Source organism: Lysinibacillus zambalensis (assembly GCF_040183165.1).
GTDB lineage: Bacteria > Bacillota > Bacilli > Bacillales_A > Planococcaceae > Lysinibacillus > Lysinibacillus zambalensis.
In genome coordinates this window covers 157,047-179,794 of sequence record NZ_JBEGDG010000009.1, presented here as the reverse complement: position 1 = coordinate 179,794, position 22,748 = coordinate 157,047, and the positions used below count along the sequence as shown (strand labels likewise).

Below are 22,748 nucleotides of genomic sequence, written 5' to 3'. Positions count from 1 at the left end.
CAAAAAAAATTATGTTTCGTTGTTGCTCCCGCATGCCTCCCGCGGAAGCAGTATTCTGCGCCCGGAGCCGGGTATCAGCTGCGGCTGCCCTGTAAAAGAGCATCAAGATCAGCAAACACTTTGTTAATATCTTGCTGTCCATCTATATTTGTTAACACACCTTTTACTTCATAGTAGTTCAGTAAAGGTTGTGCTTGTTTCATATTTACTTCCAGACGGTTTGCAACCGTTTCAGGATTATCATCCGCACGTGTGTAAAGCTCGCCACCATCTTTATCACATTTTCCTTCCTCAGCTGGAGGATTGAAAATTAGATGATAAGATGTTCCACAAGTTTTACAAATACGACGACCTGATAGACGAGCAACTAACTCATCTTTTTCAACTTGGATGTTAATTGTATGTTCAATAGCTTTACCAAGATCAGCAAGGATGCTGTCTAAAGCTTCAGCTTGAGGAACAGTACGTGGGAATCCATCTAATAAGAAGCCCTTTTCACAATCATGTTTAGCAAGTCGCTCGCGAACAATACCAATCGTTACTTCATCAGGTACTAGAGCACCTTGATCAATGAACGATTTAGCTTGCAAGCCTAGTTCTGTACCATCTTTCATAGCAGCACGGAACATATCGCCTGTAGAAATATGAGGAATCGCGTACTTCTCAACGATTTTATCTGCTTGAGTACCTTTACCAGCACCTGGCAGACCCATTAAAACGATATTCATACGGAAATATTCCTCCCACAAAAGGTTTGCTGATTTCAGGAAACGATGAACCGTTCCCTAAAAACCAACATTATTTCATAAAGCCTTTGTAGTGACGTTTAACAAGTTGAGATTCTAGCTGTTTCATCGTTTCCAGCGCAACGCCGACTACGATAATTATACTAGTACCACCGATCTGCACTGTGGCAGGTAGATTCATAAAGTTTATGATTATAATCGGCATTACTGATATAACAGTTAAGAAAATCGCACCGACAAATGTCAGACGATATAACACGCTTGTTAAATACGTTTGAGTACTTTCACCAGGACGAATACCTGGAATGTAAGCACCTTGCTTTTTCAAGTTATCTGCCACATTTTCTGGATTCACTTGTATGAATGCATAGAAATATGTGAAAGCGATGATTAAGATAACGTAAACAATCATCCCAACAGGTTTTGTATAATCAAACGTGTTAGAAATAAATGTTGCTACGCCACCTTCACCCAAGAACGGAACTAACGTACGAGGTGTCATCAGAAACGCTGATGCAAAAATTACCGGAATAACTCCTGCAGCATTTACTTTTAACGGTAAATGCGTTTGTTGAGAACCTGTTTGTTGATTGCGTCCAGTAACTCGTTTTGCATATTGAATTGGAATTTTACGTAGTGCTTGTTGCACATAGATAACTCCAACAACAACTGCAAGCAAAACTAAAACAAGTAAACCAAGAATCACTAGATTGATAAATAACTTATCACCAGCACCCTCGATTTGCTGTGCATAGATTTGGTTAATGCCAGTCGGTAATGCCGCAACGATACCTGCGAAAATTACAACTGAAATACCATTCCCAACTCCATGCGCAGTAATTTGATCAGCAAGCCATACTAGGAATGCTGTACCCGCTGTTAATACAATAGCAATAATAACATATGTTAAAATTCCCTCATCTTTAATCAAAGATCCACCATACATTCTATTAAAACCAAATGACATTGCGAATGATTGGATAAAGGCAAGAATAATTGTAAAGTAACGAGTAAATTGTGCAAGTTTACGTCTTCCGACTTCACCTTGCTTTGCCCACTCAGCAAATTTCGGTACTACGTCCATTTGCAATAACTGAACAATAATTGAAGCAGTGATGTAAGGCATAATCCCCATCGCGAAGATAGAGAAGTTTTTCAAAGCACCACCGCCAAAAGTATTCAGGAAACCAACGAGGTTAAACTCATCAGTTGCCTTTAATACATTAGCGTCAACGTTTGGTACTGGTACGAACGTACCAATACGGAAAACGATTAACATTAAAAGAGTAAAAATGATTTTATTTCGTATATCTCGAACACGCATAAAGTTAGAGATCGTCTGAAACATTAAATCACCTCAGTAGTTCCGCCGGCATTTTCAATTGCTTCTTTAGCCGAAGCTGAGAATTTATGAGCTTTTACTGTAAGCTTTTTGTTAAGAGTTCCGTTTCCAAGAACTTTAATTCCAGCTTTTTCATTGCTCACTAAACCTGATTCAAGTAATAATGCAGTTGTTACTTCTGCACCATCTTCAAAACGGTTTAATGTGTCAAGGTTAACGATCGCGTACTCTTTACGATTAATGTTAGTAAAGCCGCGTTTCGGTAAACGACGGAATAAAGGGTTTTGACCACCTTCGAATCCTGGGCGTACACCGCCGCCAGAACGAGAGTTTTGACCTTTATGACCTCTACCTGCAGTTTTACCGTTACCAGAACCGATACCGCGACCTACGCGGTTACGTACTTTACGGGAACCTTCTGCTGGTTTTAACTCATGAAGTTTCATATTGGATGGCACCTCCTTGTTCGTTAATTAAAAATTAGTTTTCTTTTACAGTAACTAAGTGAGCTACTACATCGATCATACCGCGAGTCGCTGCATTATCAGCTTTCTCAACAGTTTGGTTTAATTTACGTAAACCTAATGCTTCAATAGTTTTGCGTTGTGCTGGTTTAGTACCAATCACAGATTTTGTAAGGGTGATTTCTAATTTGTTAGCCATTATCTTTCCCCCCTTATCCTAATATTTCTTCCACTGATTTACCACGTAATTTAGCTACGTCCTCTACGCGTTTTAATTCAGTTAAACCTTGAATAGTTGCACGCACCATATTGATTGGTGTGTTAGTTCCAAGAGATTTTGAAAGAATATCAGTAATACCAGCAAGTTCTAGTACGGCACGTACTGGACCACCAGCGATAACCCCTGTACCAGGAGCAGCAGGTTTAATTAGGATTTCTCCTGCACCAAAGCGACCTTGCACTAAGTGTGGAGTTGTTCCACCTACGCGTGGCACTTCGATTAAGTTTTTCTTCGCATCTTCAACAGCTTTACGGATAGCATCTGGCACCTCTTGAGCTTTACCAGTACCGAATCCAACGTGACCGTTTTTATCGCCAACAACAACTAATGCTGTGAAGCGGAAGCGACGTCCACCTTTAACAACTTTAGCAACACGGTTAATAGTAACTACGCGTTCTTCAAGTTCTCCAAGTTTGTTTGCGTCAATTCGACTCATGAAATGTGTCCCTCCTTTTTATTAAAATTCTAAACCGTTCTCACGTGCAGCTTCAGCTAAAGCTTTTACACGTCCATGATATAAGTAACCACCACGGTCAAATACTACAGCAGTAATATTTTTTTCCGTAGCGCGTTTTGCGATTGTTTCACCGACTTTAGTTGCAGCATCAACATTGCTACCAGCAGCTTCAAAACCATTTTCTTGAGAAGATGCGCTAACAATTGTTACGCCTGCTACGTCATCGATAAGTTGAGCGTAGATGTTCTTGTTTGAACGGAATACGTTTAAGCGTGGACGCTCAGCAGTACCCGAAATTTTAGAACGTACGCGCGCATGACGTTTTTTACGAACCTGATTTTTATCTTGTTTCGTAATCACAAGGGTCACTCCTTTCTAATGCTTAGGCAGCATTATTTACCTGTTTTACCTTCTTTACGACGAACATATTCGCCTTCATAACGGATACCTTTACCTTTGTAAGGCTCTGGTGGACGCACGTCACGGATGTTAGATGCAAGAGCACCAACGCGTTCTTTGCTAATACCTTTAACGATGATCTTAGTGTTTGAAGGAACTTCAACTTCTAAACCATCTTCAGGTGTGAACTCAACTGGATGTGAATAACCTACGTTAAGAACAAGTTTTTTACCTTGTAATTGCGCACGGTAACCGACACCGATTAGTTCTAATGATTTTTCGAAACCTGCAGAAACACCAGTAATCATGTTCGCTAATAGCGCACGTGTTGTACCGTGGTTTGTGCGGTGTTCTTTTGAGTCAGAAGGACGAGATACAGAAATCACGTTACCTTCTTGCTCAATTTTCATATCTTGGTGGAAAGAACGAACAAGTTCGCCTTTAGGACCTTTAACGGTAACTGTGTTGTCAGCTGCAACAGTAACAGTTACGTTAGCTGGTACCTCGATAATTTTTTTACCTACACGAGACATTTAGTTGCACCTCCATTCATTTATTGCTAATTACCAAACGTATGCTAGAACTTCGCCGCCAACTTGTTTAGCGCGAGCTTCTTTATCTGTTAATAAACCTTGTGAAGTTGACACTAAAGCGATACCAAGACCGTTCAGTACTTTAGGCACTTCATTTGTTTTAGCATATACTCGTAGACCAGGTTTAGAAATACGTTTTAAGCCAGTGATAACGCGTTCGTTATCTTTACCGTATTTTAAGAAGATACGGATAATACCTTGCTTGTTGTCTTCCACGTATTCTACGTCACGTACGAAACCTTCACGCTTTAAAATTTCAGCGATTTCTTTTTTCACGTTGGAAGCTGGTACTTCTAACTTCTCGTGACGAACCATGTTCGCATTACGAATGCGAGTAAGCATATCTGCAATCGGATCAGTCATTGTCATTACATTTACCTCCTTCCCAAATTAGGGGATTACCAGCTGGCTTTTTTCACGCCAGGAATTTGTCCCTTATATGCAAGTTCTCGGAAACAAATACGGCAAAGTTTAAATTTACGATATACAGAGTGTGGACGGCCACAGCGTTCACAACGTGTATATTCTTGCACTTTAAACTTTTGCTTACGTTGTTGTTTAACGATCATAGATTTTTTAGCCACGTTTTCGCCCTCCTTGTTTAATTACTTTTGGAACGGCATACCGAATTGTGTCAATAACTCGCGAGCTTCTTCATCAGAATTCGCTGTCGTTACGATCACGATGTCCATACCGCGTACTTTTGAAACTTTATCGTAATCGATTTCTGGGAAAATTAATTGCTCTTTAACACCTAAAGTGTAGTTACCGCGACCGTCGAATGCTTTTTTAGAAACACCACGGAAGTCACGTACACGAGGTAGTGAAATTGAGATTAATTTGTCCAAGAATTCATACATACGCTCACCGCGTAATGTAACTTTAGCACCGATAGGCATACCTTCACGTAGACGGAAACCTGCGATCGATTTTTTCGCTTTAGTTACAACTGGTTTTTGACCAGTGATAATTGTTAATTCTTCTACAGCTGCATCTAATGCTTTTGAGTTTTGAACTGCATCACCAACACCCATGTTGATAACGATTTTGTCAACTTTCGGCAATTGCATAACTGATTTATATCCAAACTTGCTCATAAGAGCAGTTGAAACTTCATTTAAATATTTTTCTTTTAGGCGGCTCATTTGTGTACCTCCCTTCTTTTTATAGAAATTAGTCGATTACTGCACCTGATTTTTTTGCAACACGAACTTTTTTACCGTTTTCGATTTTATAACCTACACGAGTCGGCTCGCCAGATTTAGGATCGATTAGCATTACGTTCGAAACGTGAATTGCAGCCTCTTGGCTTACAATTCCACCTTGTGGATTCAATTGGTTAGGTTTTACGTGTTTTTTCACGATGTTCACACCTTCAACAAGAACGCGATCTTGTTTAGGGAAAGAAGCAAGGATAACGCCTTCTTTGCCTTTGTCCTTACCAGTGATTACCTTAACCTTGTCACCTTTTTTTACATGCATGCTGTCGCACCTCCTTGATTGGCACTATCATGAAATTAAAGAACTTCTGGAGCTAGAGAAACGATTTTCATGAAGTTGCTGTCACGTAATTCACGTGCAACAGGTCCGAAAATACGAGTTCCGCGTGGTGATTTATCATCACGAATAATTACACAAGCATTTTCATCAAATTTGATGTACGTACCATCTTTACGACGTGCGCCTGATTTTGTACGAACGATAACAGCTTTAACAACGTCACCCTTCTTAACAACGCCACCTGGTGTTGCTTTCTTAACTGTACAAACAACGATATCACCGATGTTAGCAGTTTTACGGCCAGAGCCACCAAGGACTTTAATTGTAAGAACTTCACGTGCACCTGAGTTGTCAGCAACTTTCATACGACTTTCTTGTTGGATCACTTAGGTTACCTCCCTTCGGAAATTGGTTGTTCCGAAATAGTTATTAAATAATAACCGCTTTTTCTACAACTTCAACTAGACGGAAACGTTTAGTAGCTGATAGCGGGCGAGTTTCCATGATACGTACGATATCACCGATTTTCGCTGTGTTTAATTCATCATGAGCCTTAAACTTTTTAGAGTATTTTACACGTTTACCATAAAGCTTGTGCTTTTTATGAGTTTCAACTAAAACAGAAATTGTTTTATCCATTTTATCTGAAACAACGCGGCCCGTGTAAACTTTGCGTTGATTACGCTCAGTCATACTTGAAAACCTCCTTTATCAGTTATTTGCACTGATTTCTCTTTCACGAATAACAGTTTTCATACGCGCGATTGCTTTACGCACTTCACGAATACGAGCTGTGTTTTCTAATTGACCAGTCGCCAATTGGAAGCGAAGGTTGAAAAGCTCTTCTTTCAGTGATTTCACTTTTAATTCTAATTCAGAAGTGGCAAGGTCACGGATTTCATTAGCTTTCATTAGATTCACCACCAGTTTCTTGACGTTTTACGATCTTACATTTAACAGGAAGCTTATGTGATGCTAAACGAAGTGCTTCACGTGCGATCTCTTCAGATACACCAGCGATTTCGAACATTACTTTTCCTGGTTTTACTACTGCAACCCAACCTTCAGGAGAACCTTTACCAGAACCCATGCGGACTTCTAGAGGTTTTTTAGTGTAAGGTTTGTGTGGGAAGATTTTAATCCAAACTTTACCGCCACGTTTCATGTAACGAGTCATCGCGATACGTGCAGATTCGATTTGACGGTTAGTAATCCAGCTAGCTGTTTGAGCTTGTAAGCCCCATTCGCCGAAAGATACTTCTTTACCGCCTTTCGCTTCGCCACGCATGTTTCCGCGGTGTTCACGACGGTATTTTACGCGTTTAGGCAATAACATATTATTTGCCTCCTTCCACAGATTTCTTCGTAGGAAGAACTTCACCACGGTAGATCCATACTTTAACGCCTAATTTACCGTAAGTAGTGTCAGCTTCTGCGTGTGCATAGTCGATGTCAGCACGTAGAGTATGAAGTGGAACAGTTCCTTCACTATAGTGTTCAGCACGCGCGATATCAGCGCCACCTAAACGACCAGATACTTGTGTTTTAATTCCTTTTGCACCAGCGCGGATTGTGCGTTGGATCGCTTGCTTTTGCGCACGACGGAATGATACACGGTTTTCTAATTGACGAGCGATGTTTTCAGCTACTAGACGAGCGTCAAGATCAGCACGTTTGATTTCGATAATGTTGATGTGTACACGTTTACCAGTTAAATCGCTAAGGTATTTACGAAGATTCTCAACTTCAGAACCACCTTTACCGATTACCATACCTGGTTTCGCAGTGTGAATTGTAATGTTTACACGGTTTGCAGCGCGTTCGATTTCTACTTTAGAAACAGAAGCGTCTTTAAGAGCCGTTTCAATATATTTACGCACTTTGATGTCTTCATGAAGTAGAGTTGCATAGTCTTTTTCAGCGTACCATTTTGACTCCCAGTCACGAATAATACCAACGCGCAGTCCTATTGGATGTACTTTTTGACCCACGGATTAACCCTCCTTCTTCTCAGATACCACTAGAGTAATGTGGCTTGTGCGTTTGTTAATTGCGCTTGCACGTCCTTGTGCACGTGGACGGAAACGTTTTAATGTTGGACCTTCATCAACGAATACTTCAGAAACTACTAAAGAGTTGATGTCAAGATCGTAGTTATGCTCAGCGTTAGCAACTGCAGATTTTAATACTTTTTCAACGACTGGAGACGCCGCTTTTGGAGTATGACGTAAAATTGCAACTGCCTCACCAACTTGCTTGCCTCGGATTAAGTCTACAACTAGACGGACTTTACGAGGAGCAATGCGAACAGTACGAGCGATAGCTTTAGCTTGTGTCATTAGGATTTACCTCCTCTCAAAATTAGCGTCTTGTTTTCTTGTCGTCTGCACCGTGACCTTTGTAAGCACGTGTTGGTGCGAATTCACCAAGTTTGTGGCCTACCATATCTTCTGTTACGTATACAGGAACGTGTTTACGTCCATCATAAACAGCAATCGTTAAACCGATGAAAGTCGGGAAAATTGTAGAACGGCGAGACCAAGTTTTGATAACTTGTTTTTTCTCAGAAGCCTCTTGCGCTTCCACTTTTTTCATTAAGTGGTCATCAACAAAAGGTCCTTTTTTCAAGCTGCGACCCATGTAGGAACCTCCCTCCGTGATTCCACCACGGCTCTCACATAGAACCGTAGTTTAACCACATTATTTTTTACGACTACGGATGATGAATTTATCCGATTTGTTTTTCTTCTTGCGAGTTTTGTAACCAAGTGCTGGTTTACCCCAAGGAGTCATTGGTGATTTACGTCCGATTGGAGAACGTCCTTCACCACCGCCGTGTGGGTGATCGTTAGGGTTCATTACAGAACCACGAACTGTTGGGCGTTTACCTAACCAACGGCTACGACCTGCTTTACCGATGTGTACTAGTTCGTGTTGTTCGTTACCAACTTGACCGATTGTAGCGCGGCAAGTAGCTAACACTAAACGTACTTCACCAGATTGTAGACGAACGATTACGTATTTGTCTTCACGACCAAGTACTTGTGCAGAAGTACCAGCAGAACGTACTAATTGTCCACCTTTACCAGGTTTTAACTCGATGTTATGGATTGTTGTACCCATAGGAATGTTTGCTAATGGTAATGTGTTACCTACTTTAATATCAGCATCTGGACCAGATACGATTGTTTGACCAACCTCTAGACCTTTAGGTGCTAAGATGTAAGCTTTTGCTCCATCAGCGTAGTTGATTAATGCGATATTCGCAGAACGGTTTGGATCATACTCGATAGTAGCAACTTTAGCCGGAATGCCATCTTTTACACGTTTGAAATCGATAACACGGTATTGCTTCTTATGTCCACCGCCATGATGACGAACAGTGATTTTACCTTGGTTGTTACGACCAGCTTTGCGTTTAGTTGGTTCAAGCAATGATTTCTCAGGCTTGTTAGTTGTAATTTCCGCAAAGTCTAAAGACGTCATATTACGACGACCATTAGAGGTAGGTTTATACTTTTTAATCGCCATTGTGTTTCCCTCCTTCTTGATTGTTCAAATCATAAATCCATAAAGGATTACATTTCGAATAATTCGATTTCTTTGCTATCAGCAGTTAATTTAACAATCGCTTTACGACGTTTGTTAGTGTAACCACCGTAACGGCCAACGCGTTTGAATTTACCTTTGTAGTTAAGAACGTTTACTTTCTCAACTTTTACACCAAAGATTTCTTCTACAGCGTCTTTTACTTGAGTTTTGTTAGCGCGAGTGTCTACTTCGAAAGTATACTTTTTCTCTGCCATAAGTTCTGAAGAACGCTCAGTAATGACCGGACGTTTTAAAATATCACGTGCTTCCATTATCCAAGCACCTCCTCAACTTTTTCTACTGCAGACTTAGTGAACACAACTTTTTCGTGACCTAATAGATCAAGAACGTTGATTCCGTTTGCAGTTAAAACTGTTACACCAGGGATGTTACGAGCAGATAATGCTACGTTTTCATCTAGGTCAGCAGTTACGAATAAAGATTTTTTCTCTAAAGAAAGATCTTTAAGGATTTTTGTGAATTCTTTTGTTTTTGGTGCTGCTAGTGAAAGAGCATCAAGAACTAAGAAGTTCTGTTCTACTACTTTAGCTGATAAAGCAGATTTAAGAGCTAAGCGACGAACTTTTTTCGGTAATTTGTAAGAATAGCTACGTGGAGTTGGACCGAATACGATACCACCACCGCGCCATTGTGGAGAACGGATAGAACCTTGACGAGCACGACCAGTTCCTTTTTGACGCCATGGTTTACGACCACCACCAGCAACTTCAGAACGGTTTTTAACCTTGTGATTACCTTGACGTAGAGAAGCACGTTGTGCAACTACAGCGTCGAATAATACTGCTTCATTTGGCTCGATTCCGAAGATCGCATCGTTTAATTCGATTTCACCAACTGAAGCACCTGTTTGACTAAGTACAGATACTTTTGTCATTCCTGTTTCCTCCTTTCCTTAGGTGATTACTTAGCTTTAATTGCAGTTTTAACTGTAACTAGAGCTTTTTTAGAACCAGGAACATTACCTTTAACAAGTAGTAAGTTACGTTCCGCATCAACTTTCACGATTTCTAAGTTTTGGATTGTAACTACTGTGCCACCCATTTGACCAGGTAATTTCTTTTGTTTGAATACGCGGTTCGGAGCAACTGGACCCATTGAACCAGGACGACGGTGGTAACGAGAACCGTGGGCCATAGGACCACGAGATTGACCGTGGCGTTTAATTACACCTTGGAAACCTTTACCTTTAGTAACACCTGTTACATCAATTACATCGCCTTCTGCGAAAATTTCTACTTTGACTTCTTGACCAACTTCGTATTCTTCAACGTTCACGTTGCGGAATTCACGAATGAAGCGCTTAGGAGCAGTGTTCGCTTTTGCTACGTGACCTTGTTCTGGTTTGTTAGAAAGCTTAACGCGCTTGTCTTCGAAACCAACTTGGATAGCTTCGTAGCCATCTGTATCAGCAGTTTTCTTTTGAAGAACCACGTTTGGAGTAGCTTCGATAACTGTTACCGGGATTAAGTCGCCGTTTTCAGCAAAAACTTGTGTCATACCAATTTTTCTACCTAAGATTCCTTTAGCCATTTGTCACACCTCCTGTAAGTTTTAAATAGTTATATTTTTACCATTAAAGTTTGATTTCGATATCAACGCCAGATGGTAAATCAAGTTTCATTAACGCGTCAACAGTTTGTGGTGTTGGGTTAACGATATCGATCAGACGTTTATGCGTACGCATTTCGAATTGTTCACGAGAATCTTTGTACTTGTGAACGGCACGAAGAATCGTGTACACAGACTTCTCAGTTGGAAGTGGAATCGGACCTGATACACTTGCACCTGAACGTTTTGCAGTTTCCACAATTTTCTCAGCAGACTGATCTAAAATACGGTGATCATACGCTTTTAAACGAATACGAATCTTTTGTTTTGCCATTATTTTCCCTCCTTCTCGCCTATTTTCTAGACATTCTCCACGAAAATTTTCCGTCACACCGCCATGGCAAAGCGGCCGGGTGTGTCGGCAACCTCTCGTTTCATCGCAGTCAAAGACCAACATTCAACATTATACCCAATAAAAAAAGAATAAGCAAGTCTTTTCGCTAAATTCTTTTAAATGTTGCTGATATTCTTACTACTAATATTTTTCGTTCCTCTGAACCGTTTACTAGTATATAAAATTCCCATGCACTTTGCAACACATAAGGTTGTTATATCAACGTTTTCGAATATTTCAAACAATAACTGACTACAAGAACGCGTTCGCTAAAGCACTAGTGAGCTCAATTTGTAGATGATGCACTTAGTTATGTTGCCATTAACGTTCTATAATTTCTTAAAGATAATAAAAAAGCAGCTTCTAATAGTTAGAAACTGCTCTTTCTATTACTTATAAGAAAAACACACATGCAACCCAGCCAAATATAATGAGAGGGATGTTAATAAAGATAAACGTTGGCACACATGTATCCCAAATGTGATTATGCTGTCCATCTACATTTAAGCCTGCAGTTGGTCCAAGAGTAGAATCCGAAGCAGGAGAACCTGCATCACCTAAAGCACCTGCTGTACCTATTAGGCATATAATAGCCAAAGGACTCATTCCTAACCCTTGTGCAAGAGGAACAAATAAAGTTGCAATGATAGGTACTGTCGCGAAGGATGAACCAATCCCCATCGTCACTATTAAACCAATGACCAACATAATCAAAATAGCTAGACTCTTATTTCCTTGAAGAATTGTTAGTGAGTTTGAGATTAAGCTATCCACATGACCCGTGGCGTTAATAACAGATGCAAAACCATTTGCAGCGATCATCACAAAACCGATGAAGGCCATCATCTTCATTCCGTCAGAAAGAATCTCATCTGCCTCTTTCCATTTTAGTGCACCAGTAAAATACATCATCATAATTCCTGCAAAGGCGCCTACAATCATCGAGTCAGTATAAATTTGTGCACATAGAGAGACAATTAAAGCTACAGTCGTAGAAAAAATAACGAACTTACTGACATGAACATTTAAAGACTCTGTCTCAACATCTTTATTTTGATATTGTCGAGGTTTTCGATATACGAAAAAGGCTACAAATAATCCAATTAACATCCCTAGAACGGGTATAGCCATCGCTACCGGTACATCACGCGAAGTTGCTTCCATACCTGCCTCGGTTACTTGAGTAGAAACGATATCTTGGAAAATAGCTCCGAAGCCTGCAGGTACGAAACTATACGTCCCTATTAAACCAACAGCAATTAATGTAGCGATTATTCGTCGGTCAACCTCTAGCATATTTAAAACCTTTAAAATCGGAGGTATCAATAATGGGATAAAGGCTATATGAATTGGAATTAAGTTTTGTGAGAAAATAGACATCATAAAGATCAGTAGGAAAATTAAAACCTTCACTAATCCTTTTCGATTACTTGTACCGTTTTTATTTAATATTTTTAAAATCCCTGCAATCATTAATTCAGGAATTCCCGTTTTTGAAATGGCAATAGCGAAACCACCAAGTAACCCATAACTTAAAGCAATCGTTGCGCCTGCTCCTAATCCTTCTGTAAATGATTTTACAGTTGCTTCAATACCCATTCCGCTTGTTAGACCTCCTGCGAAGGCGCCTAATACAAGAGAAAGAACAACATTGATACGGAGCAAGCTTAATATTAACATGACGGCCACTGCCACAATTACTGCGTTCATTTCAACACTTCACTTTCATACACTAGATTACTAATACACTAAACTTTAATCGTCTAATACTTGAAAGTCAAGATGTTTTTACCCCCTGGAAAAATTCCCTAAATTTAAACAACAAAAAAAAACAGTATGACCTTAACTAATCATACTGTTTTAAGATTTCTTCCTATTTATAACGATTCACGAATGACTTTTTTATAATAGCCAACAGAAAGTACAGCGAAGATAGCATATAACGCTATATAGCAGCTCATAGCAATCCATAATGGTGTGGTTAACTCTGAGCCGAATAAAAACCATCCCGACTTAACAGCAAAGTAACTATGGAGTAGCCCAATTATTAATGGAACACCAAAATTAAAGGCTTGTTTCACATATATACCTTTCATAATATCTTTTTCAGCGAAGCCAATCTTTCTTAATATCGTATAAGAGCCTCGCTCCTCTTCAGCCTCAGACATTTGCTTAAAGTATAAAATACTACCCGTTGTCACTAAAAATGCTAACCCTAAAAATGCTGCGGTAAATATCGTAATTCCTAATGTTTCAATATTCCCCTTACGTGCTTCTTCAAAGGATTGTATATCATTTGAGTAATTTTCTTTATTTAATTGTATATATAATTTCTCTGCTTGAGCTAAATCACTTTTATTCTTTATCTTAATAGAAGTTTGTTTGTGCCACTCAGAAGCGCTTGAATACGTAGCTAGTTTTTCAAACAATGCATCCGAAACTACGAAAATTGGCCCCCCAGGCCCTGATGTCACAGTACCACTTATAATACTTTCATGTTGAACATCTTTGACATGAAGCGTTTCTTCCTTTGTTCCCTCTGGACCTCCAGGAGTGACAACTACATCACGATCCTTTTCAAGTGGAAACATCTCTGCCATATAACCACCGTAGTTTGTTAATATGACATCATTATCCGAAACGGTAGCTTCATGAACTATTTGTTGATAATCAGAAAGTGGAATTGTATAAATGAGTCCTTCTACACCATCAAGGGGATTATCTTTATTTTGCTGTTCTTTCGATAATAGCTGTGAAAAGGAAGCTGAAACGCTCTGTAATCGGTAATCTATTTTATCAAAAGCAATATTATTGTCCTCTAGCTTCTTTAAAAATTCCTGGCCCCTATCTTCAAGTAAAACATAATCACCAGGTACTCGGCTATACGCCGACGCTTCTGATGAATAATACGATATATAAGCTAAAGTTGTAACGCCAAGCGAAACACCCGTTAAAACCGTAATAAGCGTTAAGGATTTCGCATTACTCTTCATACGATGCATAATCGGTGTTAACGCTAAGACATCACGAGCAGTTAAATGTCCATTTTTCTTAAGACGAATTGAATTCATAATAAATGCTACAGAGAAACGGAAAACAAGGAATGTTCCGCCAATAGTAGTTGCTAAAATAATAGTCATATTAAGAGCTAAATCACCAGTAGTGTTAATATCGAAAAGCTTAGTTGATGCATAGTAGCCATATGCAATTAGTACAAGCCCTAAAAAACCAATAACCATTTGTAATGGGCTGAAACGTTTTACGCGCTCATCAGCTTGCTTTGAAGCGCTAAATAGTGATAGTAATGATATACGGTAAATCATCAAAGCCATTTGCACAAGTACAATGGCTAGTAGAATGGCAAATACTACGATAGATTGTTGTAGTGCCTCAGTACTAAACGTCATTGTCACAAGTGTCTCTTTTTCAAGTACGTGCAGTAAAATCATTGCGAATAAGCGTGAACTAAAGAACCCTGCAAGTATACCTAAAACGACCGCGCCTACAAATAAGAAGATACTTTCTACCGCTAATAAACGTACGATAAGCCCCTTTGTCATCCCTATTAGCTGATACAAACCTATCTCCTTACTACGACGCTTCATAAATAGATGGTTGGCATATAGGACGAAAAATAAGACAATAAAGTACAACATATAGGTTGCTGCTTTAAAACCCGCTGTGGCCGTACCGCTCTTCTCTACTGTATCGAGCACTTCAGCATTATTTTGCAATGTCACAAAAGAAAAATATAAAGTAACACTAAAAATAAGTGCGAAAAAATATAAATAATAATGCTTCATATTTTTCTTCATACTGCGCAATACGAGTTTACTAAGACTCATAGCCGTCACCGCCTAGCACACTTTGCGTATGCATGATTTCTTGGAAAAAAGCCTGTCTCGTTTTATCTCCTTTATATAGCTCACTATAAATGAGTCCGTCCTTTAAAAATAAAACACGTGTACAAAAACTCGCTGCTACCGCATCATGCGTAACCATCATAATCGTTGCTTTTTTTGACTCATTAATACTTTGTAGATTTTTTAAAAGTGCAGTAGCTGATTTTGAGTCAAGTGCGCCTGTAGGTTCATCAGCAAATACAAGCGAAGGATTTGTGATTAGTGCCCGAGCCGCTGATGTACGTTGCTTTTGACCACCTGATATTTCATTTGGATATTTATTTAAAATCTCAGCAATACCTAATAAGTGCGTAAGCTCCTTTACACGACTCTCTGCAACAGCCTTTGGTAGTCTGCTAATAGCTAATGGTAGTAGAATATTTTCTTTCACCGTTAGTGTATCTAATAAATTATAATCTTGGAATATGAACCCCAATTGTTCACGACGGAAATTAGCTAACGCCTTCTCCTTCATACCACGTAAGTTTTGACCATTTATTTCAATAACACCTTCTGTTGCAAAGTCAATTGAACACAAAACATTTAAAAGTGTTGTCTTCCCAGAGCCTGAAGGTCCCATAATGCCAACAAATTCACCTTGATTCACTTCTACATCAATACCCTTTAACACCTCTTGGGCTGTTGATTTTTTACCATATACTTTTTTTACTTTACGACCAATTAAAACCGCCACTTGTAAACGCCCCTTTCTATAGTCCAAGTGTAACCTGTCTACGTCGGCAATTCGTGTGTTTTACATGACAATATAAAAAGGTAGGTGACAATTTCGTCATCTACCTGTTAGTTTGACATATTCATTTTGTAATGGAAAACGTAATGTAAATATCGAGCCTTCACCTACACTAGATTGGACAGTAATACGGACGCCAATTTTCTGCGCCACATTATGTGCTAAGTATAGACCCATACCTGTCGATTGCGCAGACTCTCTTCCGGCTGTTCCTGTATACGACTTATAAAAAATTCGTGGTAGATCCGCCTTACGGATACCAATACCTGCATCTTTTATATGTAATAGTGTTGCTCCAGTAGCATCTACTTCTGTAAATATTATTACCTCTGAATTTGCAGGACTATATTTAATCGCATTGGATAATATTTGTCGGATGATAAAGGCTAGCCATTTAGCATCCGTCGTCACTGTATCTGTTAATTCCTCCACATCAAAACCGATACCTTTTTCAATACACCATGCCTGCATAGCTCTTATTTCTTTATAGACAACCGTTCTTAGCTCAATCTCCATCATATAATTATCTTTTTCAATTGAAGCTAACCGTGTTTGATGTAGCTGCTGATCGACCAATAAATGCAATCTTAGCCATTCTGTCTCTAATCTACGACGTAATGTCAAATCTTCTACACGATCCAGCATTAAATTAACCGCAGTTAAAGGTGCCTTTACTTCATGAACCCATGCTAGAAGTTCATCCGAATATTCCTGCAGCTGTACCTTTGCTTGATTTAACTCTGTATTCTTGCCGTAGAGAACTTCTTCAATTTTCGTAAAGTATGCCATTTGAAAAGGCGATAACACTAAATTTTTGCTATGCACGTCATCAAATTGGTTTTCAACATTTCCTAGGAAATTTTTTAGCCGCCCAACTTCTACTACGTATCGCCAAAAAAGAAAGGTCATAAAGCTAATAAGCATGCTAATATTAATATATAAAATTGAAATCCCCACTAATCCAACGTCTAAAGAAAATAAAACATTGATCATAACGATGATAAAAACAAAAAAGCCTATCCATGCAAGGCGTTCTCTTAAAAATAAAATGAGCATTGTCCATCACGTCCCTTGTGTTAAAGCCATATAACCAAGTCCCTTTTTAGTTAAAATCACTTCTTGTAAACCTATTTCCTCAAGCTTAGTACGTAACCGATTAACATTTACCGATAATGTATTATCATTGACAAAGCGTTCATCGTCCCATAACTTTCTCATTAAATCATCTCTAGAAACAATTTGATCGGCCTTCTCCACTAAAATACGTAAAATAAAGAGCTCATTTTTAGTTAATGAAGAGAGATTACCCTCATACATAATTTCACTGCGCGCATAGTCAATAACTGCACCATTAAACCGTGTGACATCCATTGATTCTTCTATATAATCATATGTACGACGTAAAACGGCTTGTACCTTTGCAAGTAATACCTCCATATGGAACGGCTTTTGTACAAAGTCATCTGCACCCATTTGCATTGCCATAACCATATCCATTGGATGGTCTCGTGAAGATAGAAAGAGAATTGGCACCTTTGAGATATGACGTATTTCACGACACCAATGAAAGCCATCATAGGAAGGTAGCTGAATGTCTATCAATACAAGCTGTGGTTTTTCTTCAATAAAATCATCCATTACTTTTTGAAAGTCTTTAGCACCTACAACTTGAAGCGACCACTGTGCAAAACGTGTCTGAATCATTTCAAAAATGGATGGATCATCTTCTATCAACAATATTTTCATCTCCACTTACAAACTCTCCTTCCATGAAATTATATGTATTAAATATCTTCACACCATAACGTTGGGTTAATTTCTGCTCCGACAGGGCGCTTTCCTGAGGGCGTCCAGTCTCCACTCCAATCAGCGTACTTAACATACGTTCTAACAAATATTATCCACCAATCTTTTGGAGAGGACCTATTAAAAAATTATAGAAACAAAAGGGGATTTTGATCTATGGCACTAGCTATCATTTCCGGCTACTTCGTATAAAAGAAATTTTATTCTTACTTTTAGCGAGTTGAGTTATTTCTGCTTTTTGGTATTTCACCTAGTATGTATACATAAAATAATCTAATTCAAATAAAATTATCAAATGTTTTTAACTTATTTTAACATAAAAAACCAATCTGTAAGCGTCCCTACAGATTGGTTTTGAAAATAAGCTAAATGCTTAAATTATTTTTGGATAGAAGCAACTACGCCAGCGCCTACAGTACGGCCACCCTCACGGATAGAGAATTTAGTACCTTCTTCTAGAGCGATTGGAGCGATAAGTTCTACTGTCATTTCGATGTTATCACCAGGCATTACCATTTCAACGCCTTCTGGTAAGTTACAGATACCTGTTACGTCAGTTGTACGGAAGTAGAACTGAGGACGGTAGTTAGTGAAGAATGGAGTATGACGTCCACCCTCTTCTTTTGATAAAACATAAACTTCAGCTTTGAAGCTTGTGTGTGGAGTGATTGAACCTGGTTTAGATAATACTTGACCACGTTGGATATCTTCACGAGCTACACCACGAAGTAAAGCACCGATGTTGTCACCAGCTTCAGCATAGTCTAATAATTTACGGAACATTTCTACACCAGTTACAGTTGTAGATTTTGCTTCTTCAGTAATACCTACGATTTCAACTACGTCACCAACTTTAACTTGACCACGTTCAACACGGCCAGTTGCAACTGTACCACGACCAGTGATAGAGAATACGTCCTCTACTGGCATCATGAATGGTTTGTCAGTTTGACGTTCTGGAGTTGGGATATAAGAATCTACAGCGTCCATTAATTCAACGATTTTTTCTTCCCATTCTGCTTCGCCTTCAAGAGCTTTAAGAGCAGAACCTTTGATTACTGGAAGATCGTCACCTGGGAAGTCATATTCAGATAGTAGGTCACGGATTTCCATTTCTACTAATTCTAATAATTCTTCGTCGTCAACCATATCACATTTGTTCATGAATACTACTAAGTATGGAACACCTACTTGACGAGATAAAAGGATGTGTTCACGAGTTTGTGGCATTGGGCCATCAGCAGCAGATACTACTAAGATACCGCCGTCCATTTGTGCAGCACCAGTGATCATGTTTTTAACATAGTCAGCGTGTCCTGGGCAGTCAACGTGTGCATAGTGACGAGTATCAGTTTCATATTCTACGTGAGAAGTATTGATTGTGATACCACGTTCTTTTTCTTCTGGAGCGTTATCGATATCAGCGTATGATTTAGCTTCCCCACCCATTTTTTTAGAAAGAACTGTTGCGATAGCAGCAGTTAAAGTTGTTTTACCATGGTCAACGTGTCCGATTGTACCAATGTTAGCATGCGTTTTTGAACGGTCGAATTTTTCTTTAGCCATTAGAGATTGCCTCCTCAAAATTATATGTTTATATTTTTTGAAAATTTATAGAATGATTGCTGATGGTGAACGGGCCCATCCACCATCCCACAATCATAGCTTACAAATTAGTTATACTTTATGCAAGATGAAAATTCAATTATTCACCTTTATTTTTTTTGATGATGTCAGCAGCGATTGATTTTGGTACTTCTTCGTAATGATCGAATGTCATTGAGAATACACCACGACCTTGCGTTGCTGAACGAAGAGTTGTTGCATAACCAAACATTTCCGATAAAGGAACCATTGCACGAACAACTTGTGAGTTACCGCGAGCTTCCATACCCTCAACGCGTCCGCGACGAGAAGTAATGTTACCCATGATATCACCAAGGTATTCTTCTGGAATTACAACTTCTACTTTCATCATTGGTTCTAAGATAACTGCATCACATTGTTTAGCAGCTTCTTTAAGAGCCATAGATGCAGCAATTTTGAACGCCATCTCATTCGAGTCAACGTCATGGTAAGAACCGAATACTAATTTCGCTTTAATATCGATAAGTGGGTAACCAGCTACTACACCGCGGTCAAGAGAGTCACGAAGACCAGCTTCTACTGCAGGAATGTATTCACGAGGTACTACACCACCAACGATAGCGTTTTCGAATTCAAAGCCTTTACCTTCTTCATTTGGAGAGAACTCAATCGTTACGTCACCATATTGTCCACGACCACCAGATTGGCGAGTGAATTTACCTTGAACTTTTGCAGAGCCACGGAATGTTTCACGGTAAGATACCATTGGAGCACCTACGTTAGCTTCTACTTTAAATTCACGGCGCATACGGTCAACTAAGATATCAAGGTGAAGCTCACCCATACCTGAGATGATTGTTTGACCAGTTTCTGTGTCAGTGTGAGCACGGAAAGTTGGATCCTCTTCTTGAAGTTTTTGTAAAGCTTGACCCATTTTATCTTGGTCAGCTTTTGATTTTGGTTCTACAGAAAGAGAAATTACTGGCTCAGGGAATTCCATTGATTCAAGAATAACTAGGTTTTTCTCGTCACATAGAGTATCACCAGTAGTAGTATCTTTAAGACCTACAGCTGCTGCGATGTCCCCAGCGAATACTTTAGAAATCTCTTCACGAGAGTTTGCGTGCATTTGTAGGATACGGCCTACGCGTTCACGTTTACCTTTAGAAGAGTTTTGTACGTATGAACCTGATTCTAAAGTTCCAGAATACACACGGAAGAAAGTTAATTTACCTACGAATGGGTCAGTCATAACTTTGAATGCAAGAGCTGAGAATGGCTCTTCATCTGAAGAATGACGTTCTAATTCCTCGTCACCATCAACATCAGTACCTTTGATTGCTGGTACATCTAATGGAGATGGTAAGTAATCGATAACTGCATCTAACATTGGGCGTACGCCTTTGTGTTTGAATGCTGTACCACAGATTACTGGGTAAAATTCTACTGCAATCGTAGCACGACGGATAGCCGCCTTAAGTTCAGCAACAGAAATTTCTTCGCCTTCTAAATATTTTTCCATGATTTCTTCATCAACACTTGCAACAGCATCGATTAATTTTTCACGGTATTCTTCAGCTTGTGCGCGGTGCTCTTCAGGAATTTCGCCTTCAGTCACTGCTGTACCTTTTTCGTCGCCGTAGAAAGTAGCTTTCATTTCAACTAAGTCAATGATTGCTGAGAACTGATCTTCAGCTCCGATAGGTAATTGGATAGGATGAGCGTTTGCTTGTAAACGTTCGTGTAGAGTTCCTACAGAATATAGGAAATCTGCTCCTGTTTTATCCATTTTGTTAATGAACACGATACGTGGAACGCCGTAAGTTGTAGCTTGACGCCATACTGTTTCAGTTTGAGGTTCAACACCAGATTGAGCATCAAGAACTGTTACAGCACCATCAAGTACGCGTAGTGAACGTTCAACTTCTACAGTGAAGTCTACGTGTCCAGGAGTATCGATGATATTTACACGGTGGCCGTTCCATTGAGCTGTTGTTGCAGCAGAAGTGATTGTGATACCACGTTCTTGCTCTTGCTCCATCCAGTCCATTTGAGAAGCGCCTTCATGAGTTTCACCAATTTTGTGAATCTTACCTGTGTAATAAAGGATACGCTCAGTTGTTGTTGTTTTACCAGCATCAATGTGAGCCATGATCCCAATATTACGTGTATTCTCTAGGGAGAATTCGCGTTTCATAGGTATTTCTCCTTCCATATTGGGCGTATGCGGTTTAGATATTGATTACCAACGGTAGTGAGCGAATGCTTTGTTCGCTTCTGCCATTTTGTGCATATCTTCACGTTTTTTAACTGATGCACCTGTGTTGTTAGAAGCATCAAGGATTTCGTTAGCTAAACGCTCTTCCATAGTTTTTTCACCACGAAGACGAGCGTAGTTAACTAGGTAACGAAGACCTAAAGTTGTACGACGTTCTGGACGTACTTCTACTGGTACTTGATAGTTAGAACCACCAACACGGCGAGCACGAACTTCAAGAACTGGCATTACGTTGTTAAGAGCAGCTTCGAATACTTCAATTGGATTTTCACCAGAACGTTCTTTAACGATATCGAACGCACCGTATAAAATCTTTTGAGAAGTACCTCTTTTACCATCAACCATCATTTTATTAATTAAACGAGTTACTAGTTTTGAACTATAAATTGGATCTGGTAACACGTCACGTTTGGAAACAGGACCTTTACGAGGCATGTGTTTTCCTCCTTTCGAATAGTTATCGATTTATTTTATAAGAATTACTTTGTAATAGTTGATTGACAAATTTTCAATCTGCTAGCAAGATTAAAAATTTGCAACAACTATTTTAAAGTTCATTATTAAGCAATGCTTAATAATGTTAAATTATTTTTTTTCTTTAGGGCGTTTTGTTCCGTATTTAGAACGTGATTGTAAACGACCGTTTACACCAGCTGTATCAAGAGCACCACGTACGATATGGTAACGAACACCCGCTAAGTCTTTTACGCGTCCGCCACGGATAAGAACAACACTGTGCTCTTGTAAGTTGTGGCCTTCACCTGGGATATAAGCAGTTACCTCGATTTGGTTAGTTAAACGTACACGAGCGTATTTACGTAACGCTGAGTTTGGTTTACGAGGTGTCATTGTACCTACACGAGTACAAACTCCGCGTTTTTGTGGAGATTTAACGTCAGTTAAAGATTTTTTAAATGAGTTATATCCTTTGTTTAACGCTGGTGATTTTGATTTCGTGCTTTTAGATTGACGAGGCTTACGAACTAATTGGTTAATTGTAGGCATCGGTTTTTCCTCCCTTCATTTATTCCTTTTTAATACCACACATCCAGGTGGTTCATTTTTTGGGTAAAAACAAAGTCTTTGTGT

33 protein-coding genes are annotated in these 22,748 nt (G+C 39.3%); all 33 read right to left on the bottom strand.

Translation table 11 applies throughout. The features are described 5' to 3' along the window. Positions 1-74: 74 nt before the first annotated feature. Positions 75-728 (bottom strand): adenylate kinase, encoded by a 654-nt coding sequence (locus tag ABNX05_RS13925; RefSeq protein WP_079562358.1) that lies wholly within the window; start codon positions 726-728, stop codon positions 75-77. Positions 729-798: 70 nt separating this feature from the next. Continuing rightward, positions 799-2,094, bottom strand: a complete 1,296-nt coding sequence (secY, locus tag ABNX05_RS13920; protein WP_349660270.1) for a preprotein translocase subunit SecY — start codon at positions 2,092-2,094, stop codon at positions 799-801. Further along, positions 2,094-2,534, bottom strand: coding sequence for a 50S ribosomal protein L15 (rplO, locus tag ABNX05_RS13915; protein ID WP_079562360.1), 441 nt, complete (start codon positions 2,532-2,534; stop codon positions 2,094-2,096). Before rplO ends, secY begins: the two co-directional genes overlap by 1 nt. Before the next feature lie 34 nt (positions 2,535-2,568). Next, a complete protein-coding gene (gene rpmD / locus ABNX05_RS13910; protein WP_349660269.1) occupies positions 2,569-2,751 on the bottom strand; it encodes a 50S ribosomal protein L30 in 183 nt (60 codons plus the stop codon). A gap of 13 nt (positions 2,752-2,764) precedes the next feature. Beyond that, positions 2,765-3,268: a 30S ribosomal protein S5 gene (rpsE, locus tag ABNX05_RS13905; protein WP_053482806.1), complete on the bottom strand. Its 504-nt coding sequence runs from the start codon at positions 3,266-3,268 to the stop codon at positions 2,765-2,767. Between the two features lie 21 nt (positions 3,269-3,289). Beyond that, complete coding sequence (gene rplR, locus ABNX05_RS13900) at positions 3,290-3,649, bottom strand: 50S ribosomal protein L18 (protein WP_075807301.1); 360 nt, start codon at positions 3,647-3,649, stop codon at positions 3,290-3,292. 32 nt (positions 3,650-3,681) lie between these two features. Further along, positions 3,682-4,221, bottom strand: coding sequence for a 50S ribosomal protein L6 (rplF, locus tag ABNX05_RS13895; RefSeq protein WP_079562361.1), 540 nt, complete (start codon positions 4,219-4,221; stop codon positions 3,682-3,684). 30 nt (positions 4,222-4,251) lie between these two features. Then, positions 4,252-4,650, bottom strand: coding sequence for a 30S ribosomal protein S8 (gene rpsH / locus ABNX05_RS13890; RefSeq protein WP_008181717.1), 399 nt, complete (start codon positions 4,648-4,650; stop codon positions 4,252-4,254). A gap of 29 nt (positions 4,651-4,679) precedes the next feature. Next, a complete protein-coding gene (locus ABNX05_RS13885) occupies positions 4,680-4,865 on the bottom strand; it encodes a type Z 30S ribosomal protein S14 (RefSeq protein ID WP_004233656.1) in 186 nt (61 codons plus the stop codon). 21 nt (positions 4,866-4,886) lie between these two features. Then, positions 4,887-5,426, bottom strand: coding sequence for a 50S ribosomal protein L5 (rplE, locus tag ABNX05_RS13880; protein WP_079562362.1), 540 nt, complete (start codon positions 5,424-5,426; stop codon positions 4,887-4,889). Between the two features lie 28 nt (positions 5,427-5,454). Next, complete coding sequence (gene rplX / locus ABNX05_RS13875; protein WP_107925086.1) at positions 5,455-5,763, bottom strand: 50S ribosomal protein L24; 309 nt, start codon at positions 5,761-5,763, stop codon at positions 5,455-5,457. 35 nt (positions 5,764-5,798) lie between these two features. Next, complete coding sequence (rplN, locus tag ABNX05_RS13870; protein ID WP_349660268.1) at positions 5,799-6,167, bottom strand: 50S ribosomal protein L14; 369 nt, start codon at positions 6,165-6,167, stop codon at positions 5,799-5,801. 43 nt (positions 6,168-6,210) lie between these two features. After that, entirely contained in the window at positions 6,211-6,474 is a 264-nt protein-coding gene (gene rpsQ, locus ABNX05_RS13865; RefSeq protein ID WP_053482810.1) for a 30S ribosomal protein S17, read from the bottom strand. Between the two features lie 18 nt (positions 6,475-6,492). Beyond that, positions 6,493-6,693 carry a 50S ribosomal protein L29 gene (gene rpmC, locus ABNX05_RS13860; RefSeq protein ID WP_049662852.1) on the bottom strand — a complete coding sequence of 67 codons (201 nt, stop codon included), beginning with the start codon at positions 6,691-6,693 and terminating at the stop codon, positions 6,493-6,495. After that, positions 6,683-7,117 (bottom strand): 50S ribosomal protein L16, encoded by a 435-nt coding sequence (gene rplP / locus ABNX05_RS13855; protein ID WP_010860599.1) that lies wholly within the window; start codon positions 7,115-7,117, stop codon positions 6,683-6,685. The genes rpmC and rplP overlap by 11 nt, the downstream gene beginning before the upstream one ends. Position 7,118: 1 nt before the next feature. Continuing rightward, positions 7,119-7,772, bottom strand: a complete 654-nt coding sequence (gene rpsC / locus ABNX05_RS13850) for a 30S ribosomal protein S3 (protein ID WP_049662850.1) — start codon at positions 7,770-7,772, stop codon at positions 7,119-7,121. A 3-nt stretch (positions 7,773-7,775) separates the two neighbouring features. After that, complete coding sequence (gene rplV, locus ABNX05_RS13845; RefSeq protein ID WP_004233639.1) at positions 7,776-8,120, bottom strand: 50S ribosomal protein L22; 345 nt, start codon at positions 8,118-8,120, stop codon at positions 7,776-7,778. Between the two features lie 22 nt (positions 8,121-8,142). Continuing rightward, on the bottom strand, positions 8,143-8,421 hold the full coding sequence (gene rpsS, locus ABNX05_RS13840) for a 30S ribosomal protein S19 (RefSeq protein WP_049662848.1): 279 nt from the start codon (positions 8,419-8,421) through the stop codon (positions 8,143-8,145). 60 nt (positions 8,422-8,481) lie between these two features. After that, positions 8,482-9,312 (bottom strand): 50S ribosomal protein L2, encoded by an 831-nt coding sequence (gene rplB / locus ABNX05_RS13835; RefSeq protein WP_049662846.1) that lies wholly within the window; start codon positions 9,310-9,312, stop codon positions 8,482-8,484. Positions 9,313-9,359: 47 nt separating this feature from the next. After that, the gene (rplW, locus tag ABNX05_RS13830; protein WP_004233628.1) at positions 9,360-9,644 is read right to left on the bottom strand and encodes a 50S ribosomal protein L23; all 285 of its coding nucleotides are present in this window, start codon (positions 9,642-9,644) and stop codon (positions 9,360-9,362) included. Next, positions 9,644-10,267, bottom strand: a complete 624-nt coding sequence (rplD, locus tag ABNX05_RS13825; protein ID WP_197142513.1) for a 50S ribosomal protein L4 — start codon at positions 10,265-10,267, stop codon at positions 9,644-9,646. The genes rplW and rplD overlap by 1 nt, the downstream gene beginning before the upstream one ends. Before the next feature lie 26 nt (positions 10,268-10,293). Beyond that, entirely contained in the window at positions 10,294-10,923 is a 630-nt protein-coding gene (rplC, locus tag ABNX05_RS13820; protein WP_197142515.1) for a 50S ribosomal protein L3, read from the bottom strand. Positions 10,924-10,966: 43 nt separating this feature from the next. Then, positions 10,967-11,275 (bottom strand): 30S ribosomal protein S10, encoded by a 309-nt coding sequence (gene rpsJ, locus ABNX05_RS13815; protein ID WP_004233624.1) that lies wholly within the window; start codon positions 11,273-11,275, stop codon positions 10,967-10,969. Between the two features lie 453 nt (positions 11,276-11,728). Next, entirely contained in the window at positions 11,729-13,045 is a 1,317-nt protein-coding gene (locus ABNX05_RS13810) for a Na+/H+ antiporter family protein (protein WP_349660267.1), read from the bottom strand. A gap of 167 nt (positions 13,046-13,212) precedes the next feature. Then, the gene (locus tag ABNX05_RS13805) at positions 13,213-15,180 is read right to left on the bottom strand and encodes an FtsX-like permease family protein (RefSeq protein ID WP_349660266.1); all 1,968 of its coding nucleotides are present in this window, start codon (positions 15,178-15,180) and stop codon (positions 13,213-13,215) included. Then, positions 15,170-15,931, bottom strand: a complete 762-nt coding sequence (locus ABNX05_RS13800; RefSeq protein ID WP_349660265.1) for an ABC transporter ATP-binding protein — start codon at positions 15,929-15,931, stop codon at positions 15,170-15,172. The genes ABNX05_RS13805 and ABNX05_RS13800 overlap by 11 nt, the downstream gene beginning before the upstream one ends. A 96-nt stretch (positions 15,932-16,027) precedes the next feature. Next, on the bottom strand, positions 16,028-17,044 hold the full coding sequence (locus ABNX05_RS13795; RefSeq protein ID WP_349660264.1) for a sensor histidine kinase: 1,017 nt from the start codon (positions 17,042-17,044) through the stop codon (positions 16,028-16,030). Between the two features lie 6 nt (positions 17,045-17,050). Next, a complete protein-coding gene (locus ABNX05_RS13790; RefSeq protein WP_349660283.1) occupies positions 17,051-17,734 on the bottom strand; it encodes a response regulator transcription factor in 684 nt (227 codons plus the stop codon). Continuing rightward, positions 17,709-17,882, bottom strand: coding sequence for a hypothetical protein (locus tag ABNX05_RS13785; protein WP_349660263.1), 174 nt, complete (start codon positions 17,880-17,882; stop codon positions 17,709-17,711). The genes ABNX05_RS13790 and ABNX05_RS13785 overlap by 26 nt, the downstream gene beginning before the upstream one ends. A gap of 290 nt (positions 17,883-18,172) precedes the next feature. Beyond that, positions 18,173-19,360 (bottom strand): elongation factor Tu, encoded by a 1,188-nt coding sequence (tuf, locus tag ABNX05_RS13780; protein ID WP_079562372.1) that lies wholly within the window; start codon positions 19,358-19,360, stop codon positions 18,173-18,175. Positions 19,361-19,499: 139 nt separating this feature from the next. Further along, a complete protein-coding gene (gene fusA / locus ABNX05_RS13775; protein ID WP_349660262.1) occupies positions 19,500-21,578 on the bottom strand; it encodes an elongation factor G in 2,079 nt (692 codons plus the stop codon). Positions 21,579-21,623: 45 nt separating this feature from the next. After that, positions 21,624-22,094, bottom strand: a complete 471-nt coding sequence (rpsG, locus tag ABNX05_RS13770) for a 30S ribosomal protein S7 (protein ID WP_079562374.1) — start codon at positions 22,092-22,094, stop codon at positions 21,624-21,626. Positions 22,095-22,244: 150 nt separating this feature from the next. Then, positions 22,245-22,664 (bottom strand): 30S ribosomal protein S12, encoded by a 420-nt coding sequence (rpsL, locus tag ABNX05_RS13765; protein WP_008181595.1) that lies wholly within the window; start codon positions 22,662-22,664, stop codon positions 22,245-22,247. Positions 22,665-22,748: the final 84 nt, after the last annotated feature.

Coding starts and splice junctions, on each gene's coding strand:
- ABNX05_RS13790 (WP_349660283.1), bottom strand. CDS start 17,734: ATGAAAATATTGTTGATAGAAGATGATCCATCCATTTTTGAAATGATT.
- rplB (WP_049662846.1), bottom strand. CDS start 9,312: ATGGCGATTAAAAAGTATAAACCTACCTCTAATGGTCGTCGTAATATG.
- secY (WP_349660270.1), bottom strand. CDS start 2,094: ATGTTTCAGACGATCTCTAACTTTATGCGTGTTCGAGATATACGAAAT.
- rplV (WP_004233639.1), bottom strand. CDS start 8,120: ATGACACAAGCTAAAGCTATCGCTCGTACTGTTCGCATTGCTCCTCGT.
- rplW (WP_004233628.1), bottom strand. CDS start 9,644: ATGGAAGCACGTGATATTTTAAAACGTCCGGTCATTACTGAGCGTTCT.
- rplO (WP_079562360.1), bottom strand. CDS start 2,534: ATGAAACTTCATGAGTTAAAACCAGCAGAAGGTTCCCGTAAAGTACGT.
- rplC (WP_197142515.1), bottom strand. CDS start 10,923: ATGGCTAAAGGAATCTTAGGTAGAAAAATTGGTATGACACAAGTTTTT.
- rpsQ (WP_053482810.1), bottom strand. CDS start 6,474: ATGACTGAGCGTAATCAACGCAAAGTTTACACGGGCCGCGTTGTTTCA.
- rplF (WP_079562361.1), bottom strand. CDS start 4,221: ATGTCTCGTGTAGGTAAAAAAATTATCGAGGTACCAGCTAACGTAACT.
- rpsJ (WP_004233624.1), bottom strand. CDS start 11,275: ATGGCAAAACAAAAGATTCGTATTCGTTTAAAAGCGTATGATCACCGT.
- rpmC (WP_049662852.1), bottom strand. CDS start 6,693: ATGAAAGCTAATGAAATCCGTGACCTTGCCACTTCTGAATTAGAATTA.
- fusA (WP_349660262.1), bottom strand. CDS start 21,578: ATGAAACGCGAATTCTCCCTAGAGAATACACGTAATATTGGGATCATG.
- rpsS (WP_049662848.1), bottom strand. CDS start 8,421: ATGGGTCGCAGCTTGAAAAAAGGACCTTTTGTTGATGACCACTTAATG.
- rplP (WP_010860599.1), bottom strand. CDS start 7,117: ATGTTATTGCCTAAACGCGTAAAATACCGTCGTGAACACCGCGGAAAC.
- rpmD (WP_349660269.1), bottom strand. CDS start 2,751: ATGGCTAACAAATTAGAAATCACCCTTACAAAATCTGTGATTGGTACT.
- rplX (WP_107925086.1), bottom strand. CDS start 5,763: ATGCATGTAAAAAAAGGTGACAAGGTTAAGGTAATCACTGGTAAGGAC.
- rpsH (WP_008181717.1), bottom strand. CDS start 4,650: ATGACAATGACTGATCCGATTGCAGATATGCTTACTCGCATTCGTAAT.
- rpsL (WP_008181595.1), bottom strand. CDS start 22,664: ATGCCTACAATTAACCAATTAGTTCGTAAGCCTCGTCAATCTAAAAGC.
- tuf (WP_079562372.1), bottom strand. CDS start 19,360: ATGGCTAAAGAAAAATTCGACCGTTCAAAAACGCATGCTAACATTGGT.
- rpsE (WP_053482806.1), bottom strand. CDS start 3,268: ATGAGTCGAATTGACGCAAACAAACTTGGAGAACTTGAAGAACGCGTA.
- rplE (WP_079562362.1), bottom strand. CDS start 5,426: ATGAGCCGCCTAAAAGAAAAATATTTAAATGAAGTTTCAACTGCTCTT.
- ABNX05_RS13810 (WP_349660267.1), bottom strand. CDS start 13,045: ATGAACGCAGTAATTGTGGCAGTGGCCGTCATGTTAATATTAAGCTTG.
- ABNX05_RS13925 (WP_079562358.1), bottom strand. CDS start 728: ATGAATATCGTTTTAATGGGTCTGCCAGGTGCTGGTAAAGGTACTCAA.
- rplD (WP_197142513.1), bottom strand. CDS start 10,267: ATGACAAAAGTATCTGTACTTAGTCAAACAGGTGCTTCAGTTGGTGAA.
- rpsG (WP_079562374.1), bottom strand. CDS start 22,094: ATGCCTCGTAAAGGTCCTGTTTCCAAACGTGACGTGTTACCAGATCCA.
- ABNX05_RS13795 (WP_349660264.1), bottom strand. CDS start 17,044: ATGCTCATTTTATTTTTAAGAGAACGCCTTGCATGGATAGGCTTTTTT.
- ABNX05_RS13805 (WP_349660266.1), bottom strand. CDS start 15,180: ATGAGTCTTAGTAAACTCGTATTGCGCAGTATGAAGAAAAATATGAAG.